The sequence below is a fragment of the Clostridioides sp. ZZV14-6009 genome (genome assembly GCF_020658095.1).
Classification (GTDB): Bacteria; Bacillota; Clostridia; order Peptostreptococcales; family Peptostreptococcaceae; genus Clostridioides.
Genome location: NZ_JAGWDG010000032.1, coordinates 1 through 16,175 on the forward strand (window position 1 = coordinate 1; position 16,175 = coordinate 16,175).

13 protein-coding genes are annotated in these 16,175 nt (G+C 30.1%); 8 read left to right on the forward strand and 5 right to left on the reverse strand.

The features are described from left to right. The first annotated feature begins 402 nt into the window (after positions 1 to 402). The 4 genes from KGF36_RS20555 to KGF36_RS19570 all read left to right on the forward strand — a co-directional run bounded on the left by KGF36_RS20555 (position 403) and on the right by KGF36_RS19570 (position 6,054). The gene (locus KGF36_RS20555; protein ID WP_413894767.1) at positions 403 to 642 is read left to right on the forward strand and encodes a hypothetical protein; all 240 of its coding nucleotides are present in this window, start codon (positions 403 to 405) and stop codon (positions 640 to 642) included. Positions 643 to 720: 78 nt separating this feature from the next. Next, the gene (locus KGF36_RS19560; RefSeq protein WP_413840953.1) at positions 721 to 1,320 is read left to right on the forward strand and encodes a hypothetical protein; all 600 of its coding nucleotides are present in this window, start codon (positions 721 to 723) and stop codon (positions 1,318 to 1,320) included. Between the two features lie 587 nt (positions 1,321 to 1,907). Then, complete coding sequence (locus KGF36_RS19565) at positions 1,908 to 3,830, forward strand: metallophosphoesterase (RefSeq protein WP_227850470.1); 1,923 nt, start codon at positions 1,908 to 1,910, stop codon at positions 3,828 to 3,830. A 334-nt stretch (positions 3,831 to 4,164) separates the two neighbouring features. Further along, positions 4,165 to 6,054: a metallophosphoesterase gene (locus KGF36_RS19570; RefSeq protein WP_227850469.1), complete on the forward strand. Its 1,890-nt coding sequence runs from the start codon at positions 4,165 to 4,167 to the stop codon at positions 6,052 to 6,054. Between the two features lie 230 nt (positions 6,055 to 6,284). Here the strand turns inward: KGF36_RS19570 and KGF36_RS19575 are convergent, their stop codons facing one another. Then, positions 6,285 to 7,163 carry a LysR family transcriptional regulator gene (locus KGF36_RS19575; RefSeq protein ID WP_227850468.1) on the reverse strand — a complete coding sequence of 293 codons (879 nt, stop codon included), beginning with the start codon at positions 7,161 to 7,163 and terminating at the stop codon, positions 6,285 to 6,287. Between the two features lie 267 nt (positions 7,164 to 7,430). Between KGF36_RS19575 and KGF36_RS19580 the strand changes: the two genes are divergently transcribed. The 3 genes from KGF36_RS19580 to KGF36_RS19590 all read left to right on the forward strand — a co-directional run bounded on the left by KGF36_RS19580 (position 7,431) and on the right by KGF36_RS19590 (position 12,395). Next, positions 7,431 to 9,167, forward strand: coding sequence for an ABC transporter ATP-binding protein (locus KGF36_RS19580; protein WP_227842699.1), 1,737 nt, complete (start codon positions 7,431 to 7,433; stop codon positions 9,165 to 9,167). Next, positions 9,167 to 11,026, forward strand: a complete 1,860-nt coding sequence (locus KGF36_RS19585) for an ABC transporter ATP-binding protein (RefSeq protein WP_227850467.1) — start codon at positions 9,167 to 9,169, stop codon at positions 11,024 to 11,026. The genes KGF36_RS19580 and KGF36_RS19585 overlap by 1 nt, the downstream gene beginning before the upstream one ends. Positions 11,027 to 11,309: 283 nt before the next feature. Beyond that, the gene (locus KGF36_RS19590) at positions 11,310 to 12,395 is read left to right on the forward strand and encodes a GGDEF domain-containing protein (RefSeq protein WP_227854970.1); all 1,086 of its coding nucleotides are present in this window, start codon (positions 11,310 to 11,312) and stop codon (positions 12,393 to 12,395) included. 61 nt (positions 12,396 to 12,456) lie between these two features. Here the strand turns inward: KGF36_RS19590 and KGF36_RS19595 are convergent, their stop codons facing one another. From KGF36_RS19595 to KGF36_RS19605, 4 genes are read right to left on the reverse strand one after another with little or no spacing between them, the layout of a single operon-like run. Further along, positions 12,457 to 12,984 carry a cyclophilin-like fold protein gene (locus tag KGF36_RS19595; RefSeq protein WP_227850465.1) on the reverse strand — a complete coding sequence of 176 codons (528 nt, stop codon included), beginning with the start codon at positions 12,982 to 12,984 and terminating at the stop codon, positions 12,457 to 12,459. 4 nt (positions 12,985 to 12,988) lie between these two features. After that, complete coding sequence (locus KGF36_RS20325) at positions 12,989 to 13,120, reverse strand: hypothetical protein (RefSeq protein WP_255287815.1); 132 nt, start codon at positions 13,118 to 13,120, stop codon at positions 12,989 to 12,991. Between the two features lie 4 nt (positions 13,121 to 13,124). Beyond that, entirely contained in the window at positions 13,125 to 13,697 is a 573-nt protein-coding gene (locus KGF36_RS19600) for a DapH/DapD/GlmU-related protein (protein WP_227850493.1), read from the reverse strand. 24 nt (positions 13,698 to 13,721) lie between these two features. After that, entirely contained in the window at positions 13,722 to 14,894 is a 1,173-nt protein-coding gene (locus tag KGF36_RS19605; protein ID WP_227850464.1) for an iron-containing alcohol dehydrogenase, read from the reverse strand. A 180-nt stretch (positions 14,895 to 15,074) separates the two neighbouring features. Here KGF36_RS19605 and KGF36_RS19610 point away from each other — a divergent pair, with 180 nt between their 5' ends. Next, complete coding sequence (locus KGF36_RS19610; RefSeq protein ID WP_227828685.1) at positions 15,075 to 15,968, forward strand: LysR family transcriptional regulator; 894 nt, start codon at positions 15,075 to 15,077, stop codon at positions 15,966 to 15,968. The last annotated feature ends 207 nt before the right edge of the window (positions 15,969 to 16,175 follow it).

Here is a 16,175-nt window from a genome sequence, read left to right on the forward strand (position 1 = left end):
AAGTGATAAGTGATAAGTGATAAGTGATAAGTGATAAGTGATAAGTGATAAGTGATAAGTGATAAGTGATAAGTGATGTTTTTATGTTAATTTATATGAGGAATTAATATAATGTGAAAGATGCTATATTTAAGGCTATAATAAAATGTAAGTATATTCATAGTAACATAAGACTTTTATTTTAATTGAAATTTTGGCTGTTAGGCAAGATATAACTATATTTTTAATAAAAGATAAAGTTGTACTTTAAATAATAAATAAAGCTATTTATAACCAAAAAAATAAGTTTTGTGGGTATATATTGAAATGTATATCAAGCTGACATGTAAAGTGATATTATATATTTAAGGAAAAAATTACAATATATATAGGCATATATTTAAAGCAAAGGGGTTGAAACATATGAGATTGATTACACGTTCTGATTTTGATGGATTAGTTTGTGGTGCATTATTAAGAGAAGCAGGTATTATTGATAATTGGAAATTTGCTCATCCTAAAGACTTACAAGATGGGTTGGTTGAGGTGACAGAAGATGATTGTCTTGCCAATGTACCATTTGTAGAAGGGTGTGGTCTTTGGTTTGACCATCATTCTAGTGAATTTGAGAGAAATGAACTTAAAGGAAGGTATAAAGGATAAAGTCGCATTGCTCCTTCTTGTGCAAGAATTATTCATGAGTACTATGGTAAAAATGAAAGATTTTCTCATTTTAATGAAATGCTAGAAGCAGTAGACAAAGTTGATTCTGGAAATCTTACTATAGAAGAGGTACAAAATCCAACTGGATGGATTTTAATTGGTTATCTTATGGACCCAAGAACAGGGTTGGGGCGTTGGAGAAACTTTACTATATCTAACTATCAATTGATGGAAAAGTTAATTGATGCATGTAGAACTTTAGATACAGAAGAAATTTTAAATCTGTCAGATGTAAAGGAACGTATAGAAGTTTATTTTGAGCAGACAAATAAATTTAAAGAAATGGTTGCTAAATACACACGTACAGAAGGAGATGTTATTATTTCTGATTTACGTGGAGTAGAGCCAATTTATACAGGTAATCGTTTCATGATTTACAGTATGTATCCAGAACAAAATATTTCTGCCTGGATTGTAAATGGAAAAGGTGGAAAAGGGTGTTCTGTAGCTGTAGGATACAGTATTTTAAATAGAACTTCAAATATTGATGTTGGTAGTCTAATGCTTAAGTATGGCGGTGGAGGTCACAAAGCTGTTGGGACTTGCCAATTTAATGATGAACAAATAGACGAGCTACTTCCAATGTTACTTGATGAACTTGTAAATCCTAAGAAGTAATGGTCTAATTTATAAATTGTATAAATAAAACAGAATTTCATTGTACCTTTTAGCATAAGAAAGTGAAGTGGTACAATGAGGTTCTTATCAGCATGCATGTTGAGGATGTTGATATCTATAACAATCACATCTGAGGATATAAAATTACTCCGTATTTCTATATTTTGAATATCAGATAAAATATAGGTAATACAGTCAAAAATACACAAAGCCTTTTATCAATTTTATTTATAAAGGTGTGGACATGTCACTTTTACAACCACTCTAGTTACTTAACTGTTTAAATAAGATTTTATACTCGATTTTCTCCATATATTTTAATATTGCTACAATCTTATCATATCTATTTGTATTAGATAAAAGTTTATTATGTGAAATATACATTTAAAGTTTTCTAATAGTATATTTAAATATTTTATTATGATGACATAATAAATGAAATGTATATCTTTAAATATGAATATCTTTAAAGATAATAATCTATTAATCCAATGAATGTTGCTCATAGTTCTATAACCTGCTATAGTTTAAAATAAAGCATGATATTAAATTTTATTATAATCTAAAAATTTGCGAGGGGGGCTTTTATGAAAATAAAATTTATTATAATGGTATTGATAGTGTTTTTAGTGGGATTACTTGTGGCATGTCAAAGTACAAAAGATACAAAAGATAAAGTATCAGATACAGAAGTAAAAATATTAGGAACAGGTGATTTACATTCAGTTGTGACAGATTCTCTGGTTTCATATGTAAATGAAGAAAGAGCAAAGAATGAAAATTTACTTATGGTAGATGCAGGAGATTTTTTTGGTGAACAAAGTAAAGAAATGTGGGAATGGACTTCTGGAAAAAAACTAATTAAGATTAAAGGTGGGCTAGCAGAATATGAAGATATAGTTAAGAATGCTCAAGATGAGGTACCTATAGTTAAAGATTTAACACAGTTGAAATATGATGCTGTAGTACTTGGGGATAATGAATTTATTTCAAATGATAAGAAAAATCTTGATAAATTAGTTTCTGATTTTAAAAATAATAATATTCCATTAGTATCAGCAAATGTATATGAACAATCTGGAAAAAACTATGTACAACCGTATGTGATGAAAAATGTTAAGACAGATAAAGGTAATGTAAAAGTTGGAATATTAGGTCTTACTATAAAAGAAGTAGGAAAAATTTCAGGATTTAAAGATATTAAAGACGAGGCTAAATCAAGAGAACTTGGAGAACAATCTGAGTACAAAGGTAAATTATATGCAAATGATTTAGTAGAAGATGCAACGAAATGGATAAAAGTGATGAAGAAAGAAAATCCAGATATAATAGTTGCAGTTGTACATTCAGGGGAAGAACCTAAAAATTCTAATAATACAGGAAATAGAATAAAGGAACTAGCAACTACAGTAGAGGGGATAGATGCAATATTAGCAGGTCATACTCATGAGAAAATAAAGCAACATACATATAAAAATAAATCTGGGCAGGAGGTAATTGTAACACAACCAGGTTCATATGCAGATAGTGTATCAGAGATTAACTTTAAATTAAATAAGAAAAATGGTGAATGGAATATAAAGGAAAAGAATAGTAAATTAAAAATAATTGATAAAGAAATAAATATAGTTGCCACTGCAGATTTGCATTCACATTTTTCTGATGAATTAGCAGCTAGTCTTGTCAATGAACAAAGTAGTCAAATTGCACCTGTTGTAGTAGATGCAGGAGACTTTTTAGATCCTCAGACAGAAAAAATGATTAAATGGTATAACAAGTGGAAAACTATAAGGGCTAATAATACTGATACAGAGATTAGCAGATGCCCGATGGTCAATGATATGAAGCATGGTAGGTATGATGCAGTAGTACTTGGAAATCATGAGTTTGTATCTGAGAAAGATGAGTATTGGGCAGATGAGCGTCTTTTAGATGCTGTTATAGAAGATTTTAATAATGTGGCGATTCCTGTGCTATCAGCAAATATATATAAGAAATCTGGAGAAAACTATGTTAAACCATATATTATAAAAGATGTAGAGACAAATGAAGGTAAAGTAAAAGTTGGAATATTGGGTCTTACGATAAAAGAGGTAGGTAAAGGTCTTGAAAATGTAAATTTACAAGAGCAATTTCAATATAAAGATAAATTGTATGCAAATGATTTAGTAGAAGATGCAAAGAAGTGGGTAAAAGTGATGAAAGAAGAAAATCCAGATATAATAGTTGCAGTTGTACATTCAGGAGAAGAACCTAAAAATCCCAAGCATCCAGGAAATAGAGTAAAAGAATTAGCAACTACAGTAGATGGGATTGATGCTATTGTTGCTAGTCATACTCATGAAAAGATAGATGAACATGACTATAAAAATAAGTCTGGAGGTAAAGTTATAGTGACACAACCAGGTGAACATGGTAAATATTATTCTAAAATTACTTTTAAAGTGAAAAAAGAAAAGGGTTCATGGGTTATTAATGATAAATTTAGTAAAACAATTGAGGTTGAGTAACTTTATAAAGTTTATAGATAATATATAAAGTTTATAAATAATATAAGGTATTTAATATTAGTATGATAGATAAGATGAATATATAAGACTATTTCCATATTCCATATATTAAAATATTGTGAGTATACTATATTAAACTTACTTGAAGATTTGAGTATATTAGAGTAAGTATTGTTTTGCAACTAAAAAATATAAAGAACTATATGTAGATTTATTTAAAAAGGAATTTACATATAGTTTTTTTCGTATAATAAACAGTAACAAACTTAGATAGTAAAGATAAGGTATAAGAGTAAATTTTATTATCATCAAAAAAATCAAGGGGGAAGCTTTTATGAAAATAAAATTTATTATAGTTACATCAATAATAGTTCTAATAATATTATTAGTGGGATGTGAAAGCACTAAAGATATAGAAATCAATGTACTTGGGACAAGTGACTTACATTCAATAGTCCCAGAAAACCTAGTTTCTTATGTGAAAGAAGAGAGAAAATACGATGAAAACTTGCTAATGGTTGATGCAGGCGATTTTTTTGACATACAAAGTATTGATATGAATGGATGGTCTACTGGTCAAAAACTAGTACGATTTAATGATGGTATGCCAGAGTTTAAAAAAATAGCTGAGCCACGTGAAGGAGAAGTTCCTATAGCTAAAGAAATGGCAAAATTAAAATATGATGCAGTTACATTTGGAAATCATGAGTTCGTTTCTAATGATAAGCAAGGTCTTGATAGGTTAGTTTCTGATTTTAGAAATAATAACATACCATTGGTGTCTGCAAATATATATGAACAATCTGGAAAAAACTATGTAAAACCATACATAATGAAAGATGTCAAAACAGAAAAAGGGAATGTAAAGGTAGGAATACTAGGGCTTACTATAAAAGAAGTAGGAGAACGTTCAAGATTTAAAAGCTTTGAGCAAGATAAAAAAGCTAGAGCACTTGAAGAACAAGCACAATATAAAGGTAAATTATATGCAAATGATTTGGTGGAAGATGCTAAAAAGTGTGTAAAGGTCATGGAAAAAGAAAGTCCAGATATAATCGTTGCCATTGTACATTCAGGTGAAGAGCCTAAAAATCCTAAAAACCCAGGAAATAGAATAAAGGAGCTGGCAACAACTGTAGAGGGAATAGATGCTATTGTAGCTGGTCATACGCATGAAAAGATAGAGCAACATACATTTAAAAATAAATCTGGTGAAGAAGTGGTAGTGACACAGCCTGGAGCTCATGGCGATAGTGTATCAAAGATTAACTTTAAGTTGGGTAAGAAGAATGATAAGTGGTTTATAAAAGATAAGCACAGTGAATTAAAGGTATTTGGAAAAGAAGTAAATATAATTACAACATCTGGTTTACATTCAAATTTTTCAGATGAAATGGCAGTTAGTTTATTTAATGAAAGATATAGAGCTGTACAGCCAATCTTTATTGATACTGGAGACTTCTTTGATGCAGATACAAAAGAAATGACTAGATGGTCTAAAGAATGGCAGTATAATACAAAAAAAGGTATTCATAAAAGAATAAACGAATGGCCTATTGTTTATCTAGGTTATGATGCTGTAGTACTTGGTAGTCATGAACTTATATCTGAAAAAAATGATTTTGAAGAAAAAAAGTCTACATTGGATTCTATTATAGAAAATTTTGAGGAAATGAAAATTCCTGTTTTATCAGCTAATATATACGATGAGTCTGGAGAAAATTATGTAAAACCTTATATAATGCATAAAGTTGAAACTAAAGAAGGCGACATAAAGGTTGGAATATTGGGGCTTACTATAGATAAAGATGAAAAAAATATCAATGATTCAAGTTCAGAAAAAAATTCTGAAAAAACAAATAGATTATATACCAATGACTTAGTTAAGGATGCAAATGAGTGGGTAAAGGTTATGCAAAAAGAAAATCCAGATGTAATTGTTACAGTTGTACATTCAGATAGTAATAATATAAATTTAAAAAATCCAAGTAGCGAGATAAAAAAACTTGCTACTACAGTAGATGGAATAGATGCTATTGTAGTTGGGCATACAAAAAATAAGATAAAAGAACGTAGCTATAAGAATAAGTCTGGAAATAAAGTTATAGTGACACAATCTAGTGAAAATGGAGATTATTATTCAAAAATAAGCCTCGAATTAAGAAAAGAAAATGGTACATGGAATATTATCAATAAATATAGTAAGGCAATAAAAATGAAGTAGAGTAATAAAGATGAATTGATACATAAGTAAACTAATAAAGTAGTAAATCAATAAAAATAAAGTAAATTTATACCATGATTATACAATTAGGTACATTGTAATATTAGATTTATTAGTAAAAATATGTTTATATAAACATATGTCTTGATATAGTTAAAATACTAAAGAATAGTATATTGAAATAAAAGAGAAGAACCTTTATATTTGAGGTTCTTCTTTCTTATTTTTATTTACAAACAAGTAAAATTATCTATAAAGAATCGAATGTATTTTTCCTTTACATTTTTTTGATATGCAATACCATACTCGATGATAGCTTCTTCAATGATTGGACGAATAATAAAACCATCACTTTCTGTTGGTATGCAATGTTCAGGTAATATTGCTATACCATATCCACAATTTGCAAGAAGTATACTTGCTTGGTCATTTTCACATACAATATTAAAATGGTTTTGAGAATGTAATGCTATTTTTTCCTGCAATATGTTTCCATGTTGAAATGGTATAAACTTAGGATTTAATATAATTAAGCAATTTGTCTTTAAATCATCAAAAGTCAGACTATCTTTTTCAGCAAGGATAGATTGTGAGGACATAATAGCATAATTTTTAGTATTCTTTAATTTCTTAAAAGTGCATTCTTTCATATCTCTAATCATTTCTTTTGTTGAAAGCATAATGTCTAAATGTTTATTATTGAATAAATTTTTAAGCTTAAAATAATCCTCCATAAATATTAAAGGGTACACCTGTGGAAAGGCAATTCGTAAGTCTGACAATATACCTTGTAATTTATTGAGTTCAGCATGACTAGAACATCCAATACGCAAAAAAGAAGTATTCTGAGAAGTAGCTTTTGCTATCCTTTTATGTGATACCTCTATTTTGTTGAGTATGTCTTTGGCATCACTGTAAAACATATTTCCCATTTCTGTCAATCGAACCATTTTTGAATTTCGTATAAATAATTTCGCTCCTAATTCTTCTTCTAGATTTTTGATATGGTGAGTAACTGTAGGAGTAGATAAAAAAAGTTCTTCTGCTGCTTTTGTGAAATTTAACTTGTCAGCAACACATACGAAACATTCTAATTGTTGAGTATTCATAAAGCACCTTCTTTCCATATCAAAAGTATAATTGTAAGATGAGATAATTTCAATATAATATTAGATTTTATCTAATGTTATTAAGGTTTTTGAAATTCTCATTCAACACAGATAATGATAAAATTTTAAATATTAGGCATCTGAGTATATTCATTTCTATACAGAATAAATAAAAGTTAGGTAAGAAAATTATAGATAATTAAAGTTGTCTGATAAAACTTAGAGTAAATCAACATCTTAAAAATTAGTTAGAAAAGGAGATAGAATATGATTAAAAAATTAGCTTGTTCCATTAAAGAGTATAAAAAAGCTTCCATACTAACATCAGTATTTGTTGTATTAGAAGTCTTAATGGAAATTTTAATTCCTATGATTATGGCAGAAATGATTGATGTAGGAATCAGTGGAAACAATACACAGACCCTAGTGCAACTTGGTACCATTTTGATTGTTTGTGTATTTTTAGGATTATGTTTTGGAATACTGTCTGGAAGTTTTTGTGCTACTGCATCTGCTGGGTTTGCACAAAATTTAAGGAAGGATATGTATTACAAAATACAAGGCTATTCTTTTGCTAATATTGATAAGTTTTCAACTTCCAGTATTGTAACAAGATTAACCACAGATGTAACAAATGTCCAAAATGCTTATATGATGATTATTCGTGTGGCTGTACGTGCTCCACTTATGCTTGTATTTTCATTGATTGCTGCATTTATGGTTAATGCGAGTTTATCCTTTATATTTTTAATTGCAATCCCAATTCTTGGAGTTGGTTTATATTTAATTGTAAGTCGTTCCCATCCATATTTTGAAAGAGTGTTTAATATTTATGATGACTTAAATGGAGTTGTGCAAGAGAATCTCACAGGTATACGAGTAGTTAAATCTTTTGTAAGAGAAAAATTTGAAGTCAAGAAATTTAAACATGTTTCAGAGAAAATATACAAGACATTTGGAAAGGCTGAAGGAATTGTTGCTTATAATATGCCATTAATGCAGTTTTCTATGTATTGCTGTACACTACTACTTTGTTGGTTTGGTTCAAAAATGATAGTTTCAAGCAATGCAACTACAATGACTACAGGAGAACTTTCCAGCTTAATTACATATGCCATGAATATTCTTAATTGTCTTATGATGTTATCTATGGTTATGGTTATGATTAATATGGCAAGAGCTTCCTGTGAACGAATTATAGAAATAGTAGATGAAGAAAGTTCATTAAAAAACGGTGATACTCCTGTATATCATATGGAAAATGGAGAAATAAGTTTTGATAATGTATGTTTCAGTTATGTAGATGATAAAGAAAAAGAATGTCTAAAAAATATTTCATTTCATATAGAAACTGGTTCAACATTGGGGATTATAGGTGGGACTGGAAGTGGAAAGAGTTCACTAGTTCAATTAATACCACGTCTTTATGATGTGACAGAGGGAAAAATTACAATAGGAGGCGTAAATGTAAAAGACTATGATTTATTTACACTTCGTAATGAAGTAGCAATGGTTCTTCAAAAAAATGAGCTATTTTCTGGAACAATTAAAGAAAATCTACTTTGGGGAAATAAATATGCTAGTGAAGAAGAAATGATACATGCTTGTAAATTGGCACAGGCAAATTCTTTTATTGAAACATTTCCAGATAAATACGACACATATATTGAACAGGGAGGGACAAATGTTTCTGGTGGTCAAAAGCAAAGACTATGTATTGCAAGAGCCTTGCTAAAAAAACCAAAAATTTTAATACTTGATGATTCTACAAGTGCAGTAGATACAAAAACTGATTCAATGATTAGAAAGTCATTCAGTGAAGAAATACCAGACACTACAAAAATTATTATTGCACAGCGTATTTCTTCAGTGGAAGATGCTGATTATATTATCGTTATGGAAGGCAGTAAAATCAATGGGTATGGTACACATGAGGAATTGCTAAAAACAAATGTAATATATAGGGAAATCTATGATTCACAAACGAAGGGAGATGACAAGTAATGGAAACAAAGGTATTTAGCGTATGGAAACGACTGTTATCTTATATTGTAGGGCGACATAAACTTTTGTTTAGCACAGTTGTCGTATGTATTCTTTTTAGCTCTTGTACTATTGTCATAAGTTCTTTGTTTTTGCAAACATTGATTGATGATTATATAACTCCACTTTTGCTTGAAGATAATCCATCTTTTAGTGGCTTATTATATACAATTATTTTAATGGCATGTATTTATATCTTAGGTGTTGTCGCAACATTCCTCTATAATCGAATTATGGTAAAGATTTCTCAAGGAACTTTGAAAGAAATTAGAGATGACATGTTTGTACATATGCAAAAACTTCCTATTTGTTATTTTGATACTCATACACATGGAGATATTATGAGCCATTATACCAATGATACAGACACATTGCGTCAGTTTATTTCACAGGCATTACCACAATTTATTTCGGCTATTATTACAGTAGTTGTTATATTGATTTCTATGCTTATAAGTAATGTACCTTTGACGCTTTTAGTTTTAGTAGTTACAGTCATCATGAGCATAGTTACTAAACAAATTGGTGGTGCAAGTGCAAAGTATTTCATAAAGCAACAAGAGACATTAGGAAATATTACAGGATATATTGAAGAAATGATAAATGGTCAAAAAGTCATTAAGGTATTCTGCCATGAAGAAGATGCAAAACAACAATTTGATAAAAAGAATAAAGATTTATGTTTAGATTCTACACAAGCAAATAAATATGGTAATATACTTATGCCAACTATTATGCAACTTGGAAATCTGCAATATGTGTTAATTGCTCTTTTTGGAGGACTTATGGCATTGTATAGTGTAGGCTCTATTACAGTTGGAATGATTGTCTCTTTCTTGAGTTTGTCGAAAACATTTTGTATGCCTGTCTCACAAATTGCACAGCAAATTAGTATGATGGCTATGGCGTTGGCAGGAGCAGAACGTATATTTGAATTGATTGACGAAGAGCCTGAGCAAGATAATGGATATGTTACATTAGTACATGCTAGATTCAATAATGGGGAAGTAATCGAAACAACTGATAATACAGGAATATGGGCATGGAAACATCCTCATCATGATGGTACAATAACATATACTCCTTTAAAAGGTGATATTCAGTTCTTTGATGTGGATTTTGGATATACAGAAAAGAAATTAGTATTACACAACATAGTTTTGGAAGCAACAGCAGGAGAAAAAGTAGCATTTGTCGGTGCGACTGGAGCTGGAAAAACTACCATAACAAACTTGATTAACCGTTTTTATGATTTAGCAGATGGAAAAATTAGATATGATGGTATCAATATCAACAAAATTAAAAAGACAGATTTACGTAATTCCTTGGGAATTGTATTGCAAGATGTCAACTTATTTACAGGAACAATTATGGATAATATCCGATATGGTAAAATGGATTCTACAGATAATGAATGTATTGAGGCTGCTAAATTGTCAAATGCACATGACTTTATTACTAGATTGCCAAATGGATATCAGACTATATTGACACAAAATGGTGCCAGTCTTTCACAAGGTCAACGACAATTAATCTCGATTGCCCGTGCAGCAGTTGCAAATCCACCAGTAATGATTCTTGATGAAGCTACATCTTCTATTGATACACGTACAGAAACACTGGTACAGAAAGGTATGGATAATCTTATGAAGGGTAGAACTGTTTTTGTAATAGCACATAGATTGTCTACTGTTAGAAACTCAGATGCAATTATAGTTCTTGAACAGGGACGTATAATAGAGAGAGGTACTCATGATGAGTTAATAAATAAAAAAGGAGTTTATTATAGTCTTTATACAGGGGCATTTGAGTTGGAATAGAAATTATAGGTTATAAATTTTTATATAATATATAAATAAAGCAAGGCACTTTAACATAATATGAGTGCTTTGCTTTGTTATTTTATACATGTAATTGTCTGTTATTTTTTATAAGTTTTATTTTTAATATTTTTCTACATACTTTTATTATCATATATACTTATTAGATAAATTTAATTCCATATATTGGATATGTAAGCTATTATTTAAACATACTTATTATATGATATAATATTATAATATAATTAAATTAAAATATCTTAATAAAGAAGGAGATAAATATTTGTCATCTATACAACAGTCTATTAAAAAATACATGGAGACGTATTTAAATAAAAAATTAAACTTACAAGAAAGGCTTTTTTATCTTTTTTGTTTTGCTGGAGTTATTTGTTCATTTTTAGCTTTTGTTGCAGCTCTTTTTAGTAGCCTTCCTAGTATATCTATATGGGGAAGTTTTTCTTGCTTTTGTATCATGTCCATATTGGCAATCTATTCTCTTAAAACACAAGATATTGATAGAGGGTGTCTAGTAATTAATATAGGGCTTAATATATTCTTATTTCCAGTACTCTTTTTTATAAGTGGTGGAGTGGATAGTGGTATGATGCTTTATTTCTTGTTGGGAATATGTGTTATATCATTGACTCTTGATGGTCTTAAGAGAATAGTTATGATATTTGTATCTATATTTGTGTATTGTATATCTATATTTTTGGCATTTAATTACCCAAACTTAATTGTATCTATAGGCGAATCTCGTGCATCAGATACGATAAGTAGTTTTATTATAGTTTCATTGTTTTTATGTATAGTAATGATTGTGGTTTTACAAGAGTATTCTCATGAGCGTGATAAAGTATATAAATTGAACCAAAGACTTGAAAGGCAGGCAATTATAGATGATTTGACAAATTTGTATAATAGAAGATATTTAATACAATATATGTCCAATATATTAAAAAAGCCACTGCAAGAAAGAGTTATGTCCATTGTATTGTTTGATATAGATGATTTTAAAAAAATAAATGATAAATATGGTCATCTATGTGGAAATAATGTATTAATTCGATTTAGTGAGATTTTAATTGAAGAGGTTGGAAATGATGGGATTGTTTCAAGATACGGAGGAGAAGAGTTTATAGTTGTAATGACTAGCTTTACTAAATCTAAAGCAATTGAGGTAGCAGAGCGTATTCGCATACATGTTTCTAGTGATAAAAAATTATTTGATTTAGTAAACAAAATTACAGTCAGTGGTGGTGTAGAGGAGTACGTTGAAAATATGACTATTGAGAAGCTAGTAAAGGGAGCGGATACAAAGCTTTACATAGCTAAAAATAATGGAAAAAATAAGATTGTAAGTTAGAGAAAATTCGGTTCAATAGTGTCATCATGGTAGATGTATTTGACATAATGACACTATTGTTTTAGTTAATAATACTAAGCACTATTTGTATGTTTCCATTTCCTAATATTTCATCAAGTTTACTGGTATCTTCAATGTACCCCAGCTTAGTGTAGTTATATGAGGTTTGAAAATCTTTATAAAATAGTACCAAACAATCAGAGCCGTATAGCATAAAATCACCAGTCTTAATATTTTTTACAGATTCTGAACTTGATGGCAAATCTTTTGTAAAGTAATTATATTTTTCGTTTTTATTTAAATCTTTCATATCTAGTGTAAGTGGCATTTTTTCTAGTAGTGTTTGTACAGAGGCATTATTATAAAGTTTCAATACAAAGTCTTTATCTCCAATTTTAAGATTGGCAGTTATCATGTTATTTTTAGTTGATGTTATCACTTCTTTTTCTTTATAAGAAATAGGAGTTGCAGTTAAAGTATTATTTTTAGATTCTTGCTTAATTGTTTGTTGTGAGGCTGGAATATTTGTACAACCTAACAATGCAAAGCTATAAAGTGCAGTTAACATAAGGCTTATAATCTTTTTCATAGGCTTATACTGCCTTTCCCATTTGATATGCTTTACTTAATATATCTTTTACCCCTTTTAAAAACATATCTGCTAATATTTCAGAATTTCCATCTCTGCGAAAACTTGTAGATATAATTAAGACTTTTTTGTTCATTTATTTATTCCTCCTTAATTTTTTTTATAAACTTTGCCGGGACACCTCCCACCAACGTATTAGGTGACACATCTTTTGTTACAACAGCTCCAGCTGCTATGATTGCTCCATCTCCCACTTCTACACCAGGAGTTATTGTGACATTAGCACCGACCCAGACACTTTTCCCTATTTTAATAGGTTTTGGGTGCATAGTACTTCGTTTGCTTGGTGCAAAATCATGATTTAAAGTTGCCAATACTGCATTATGACCAATTAACGAATTGTCTCCAATAGTAATACCACCTTGGTCTTGAAATCGACATCCTGAATTTATAAAAACATTTCTACCTATTGTTATATTTTTTCCACAGTCAGTATAAAATGGAGGGAACATGTTGAATGTTTCATCTACATGTTTTCCTATTAACTCTGAAAACAATGTTCTAATTTCTTCTGGCTCATGATAATGATTGTTTAATTTAGAGGTAATTTTCATGGCTTCATTGCTGAGTTCACTCATAAATTTATGTAACTCTGAGCCCCCAACAACAGTAAGTCCTTGATTAACGTGTCTTAAAAATGTATTTAAGTTCAAGTTCATTTCACACATCCTTTCTGATTAACTGTAAGATTTTTTCAATACTTCTACACAATCCTCATGTGTCATTTCACAAGGATTTGCTGTAAATAAACCACCCATTGTTTCTCGTGCACTTTTTGCTATTAGATTAAAATCTCCTGGTGTAATTCCATAATCGGACATTTTTAAATCTGCAACGCCACAAGCTTCTTGTAATTTGCTAAGAGCTGTAATAAAATCTTCTGCTTTGTTAACATCCTTCATTCCCAATGCCTGTGCCATGCGTACAAAGCGTTCATCACAAGCATGTTTCTCTATAAAAAATCCAAAGAAAGCTTTAGAAATCATAATCAAACCTGCACCATGAGGAAGTCTTGGGTAATAACCAGACATAGCCTGTTCTAAAGAATGCTGTGCTGTAGTGACACTGATTGTCATGACAATTCCTGCAATCGTATTTGCAAAAGCCATGTGTTCTCTTGCTTTCATATCACTACCATTTTTTACTGCATGTGCAAGATAGTTGCCTACATTTTCGATAGCAGTTAAAGCATACATATCGCTCATAACACTGGAAAAAGAAGATATATAGCTTTCCACAGCATGGAATAAGGTATCAAATCCTTGATAAGCAGTAAATTCAGGTGGTACAGATTTCATCAATTCTGGGTCAATTATAGACAAAACAGGGAATAAAGAGTCATAACCACCAACACCAATTTTCTCATGGGTTTCTTCATTTGTAACAACTCCCCATTGGTCAGCTTCACTACCTGTTCCAGCAGTGGTTGTAATACAAACAACTGGTAGTGGTTCATTTTGTAATGGTTGTGCTTTTCCAGTACCTCCATTTACATAATCCCATAAGTCACCATCATTTGTTACCATCATTGCAATTGCTTTTGAAGCGTCCATGACACTTCCACCACCTAAGGCAATAATAAAATCACATTCTGTTTCACGAGCACAGGAAGCCCCGTTCATGACAGAATTTTTATTAGGATTTGCGTCTATTTCACTGAATAACACAAACTCTACTCCTGCCATTTTTAACTGCTCTTCTGTTCGGGCAAGTGCACCATTTTCTTTATTTGATTTTCCACTTGAAACAACAAGCAAGGCTTTTTCTCCAGGTAGTTTTTGTTGATGTAATTCATCTAAACGTCCATTTCCAAAGATAAAACGAGTTGGTATATACATATTAAAATTCATATTTTTTCCTCCTTTTTATGTCCTTTTCATGTTATTGTTCTTATTAAAATTTATATCATAGTTTCTATATGTTTATTATATTAACGAAATAATATAATAGCAAATACTTATAAAGAATACCTTCCCATAGTTGACAGGAATACTAGAGGAAACTACACTATAAATAGGAGGGATATACAAATGGAACTTAGAGTATTGAGATATTTTTTGGCAGTTGCAAAAGAGGAAAGTATTACAAGTGCAGCTCAATCACTTAATGTGACACAACCTACACTTTCAAAACAACTTATGGAACTTGAGGATGAACTTGGGAAAAAGTTGTTTTTGCGTGGCAACAGAAAAATCACACTTACAGAGGATGGCTTATTTTTACGTAAACGTGCACAGGAAATAATTGATTTAGCAGATAAAACTACTTCAGATTTTAACAATGATTATGATGACATACGAGGAAATGTTTATATTGGTGGGGGAGAAACAGATGCTATGCGTTTTATTGCAAAAACTGTGAAAGAATTGCAGAAAGAATACCCTAATATACGCTATCATCTATTTAGTGGAAATGCTGATGATGTAACGGAAAGACTAGATAAAGGACTTTTAGACTTTGGAATTTTAATCGAACCTGCCAACATGGAAAAGTATGATTATATCAAACTTCCTGTTAATGATGTATGGGGGTTACTTATGAAAAAAGATTGTGAACTTGCTCAAAAGAAAATGATATGTGCAGAAGATTTGAAGGGAATTCCTATATTAACTTCACGTCAAACATTGGTTCAAAATGTAATTTCTGGTTGGTCTGGGCAAGATTTTCAAACATTTAATATAGTGGCAACTTATAATCTTGTCTACAATGCTTCTCTTATGGTAGATGAAGGGGCTGGATATGCTCTTTGCTTGGATAAGCTAATCAATACAACAGGTAATAGCAATCTTTGTTTTAGACCTTTAGAACCGAGATTAGAAGCACACTTAAATATTGTCTGGAAAAAGTATCAGGTTTTTTCTAAGGCAACTAAAAAGTTTTTAAATAAATTGCAAAGCGAAATTAATAATTTTGTATCAGAATAGAAAGATAGCTATTTAATTTATAATATTATTTATATGAAGGTGGTGAGATTTATGAAACGAGATTTATATGTAATGAGAGATAAAATAAAGCTTTTTTATCAAAGATAGGCGAAATACTCCATCCTCAACGTAAGTAGGGTGGAGATGTAAGCCTGTAATATAAATTAAAAGGAGGTGAAGAAATGATACAGATGAAAGCTTTTAAGT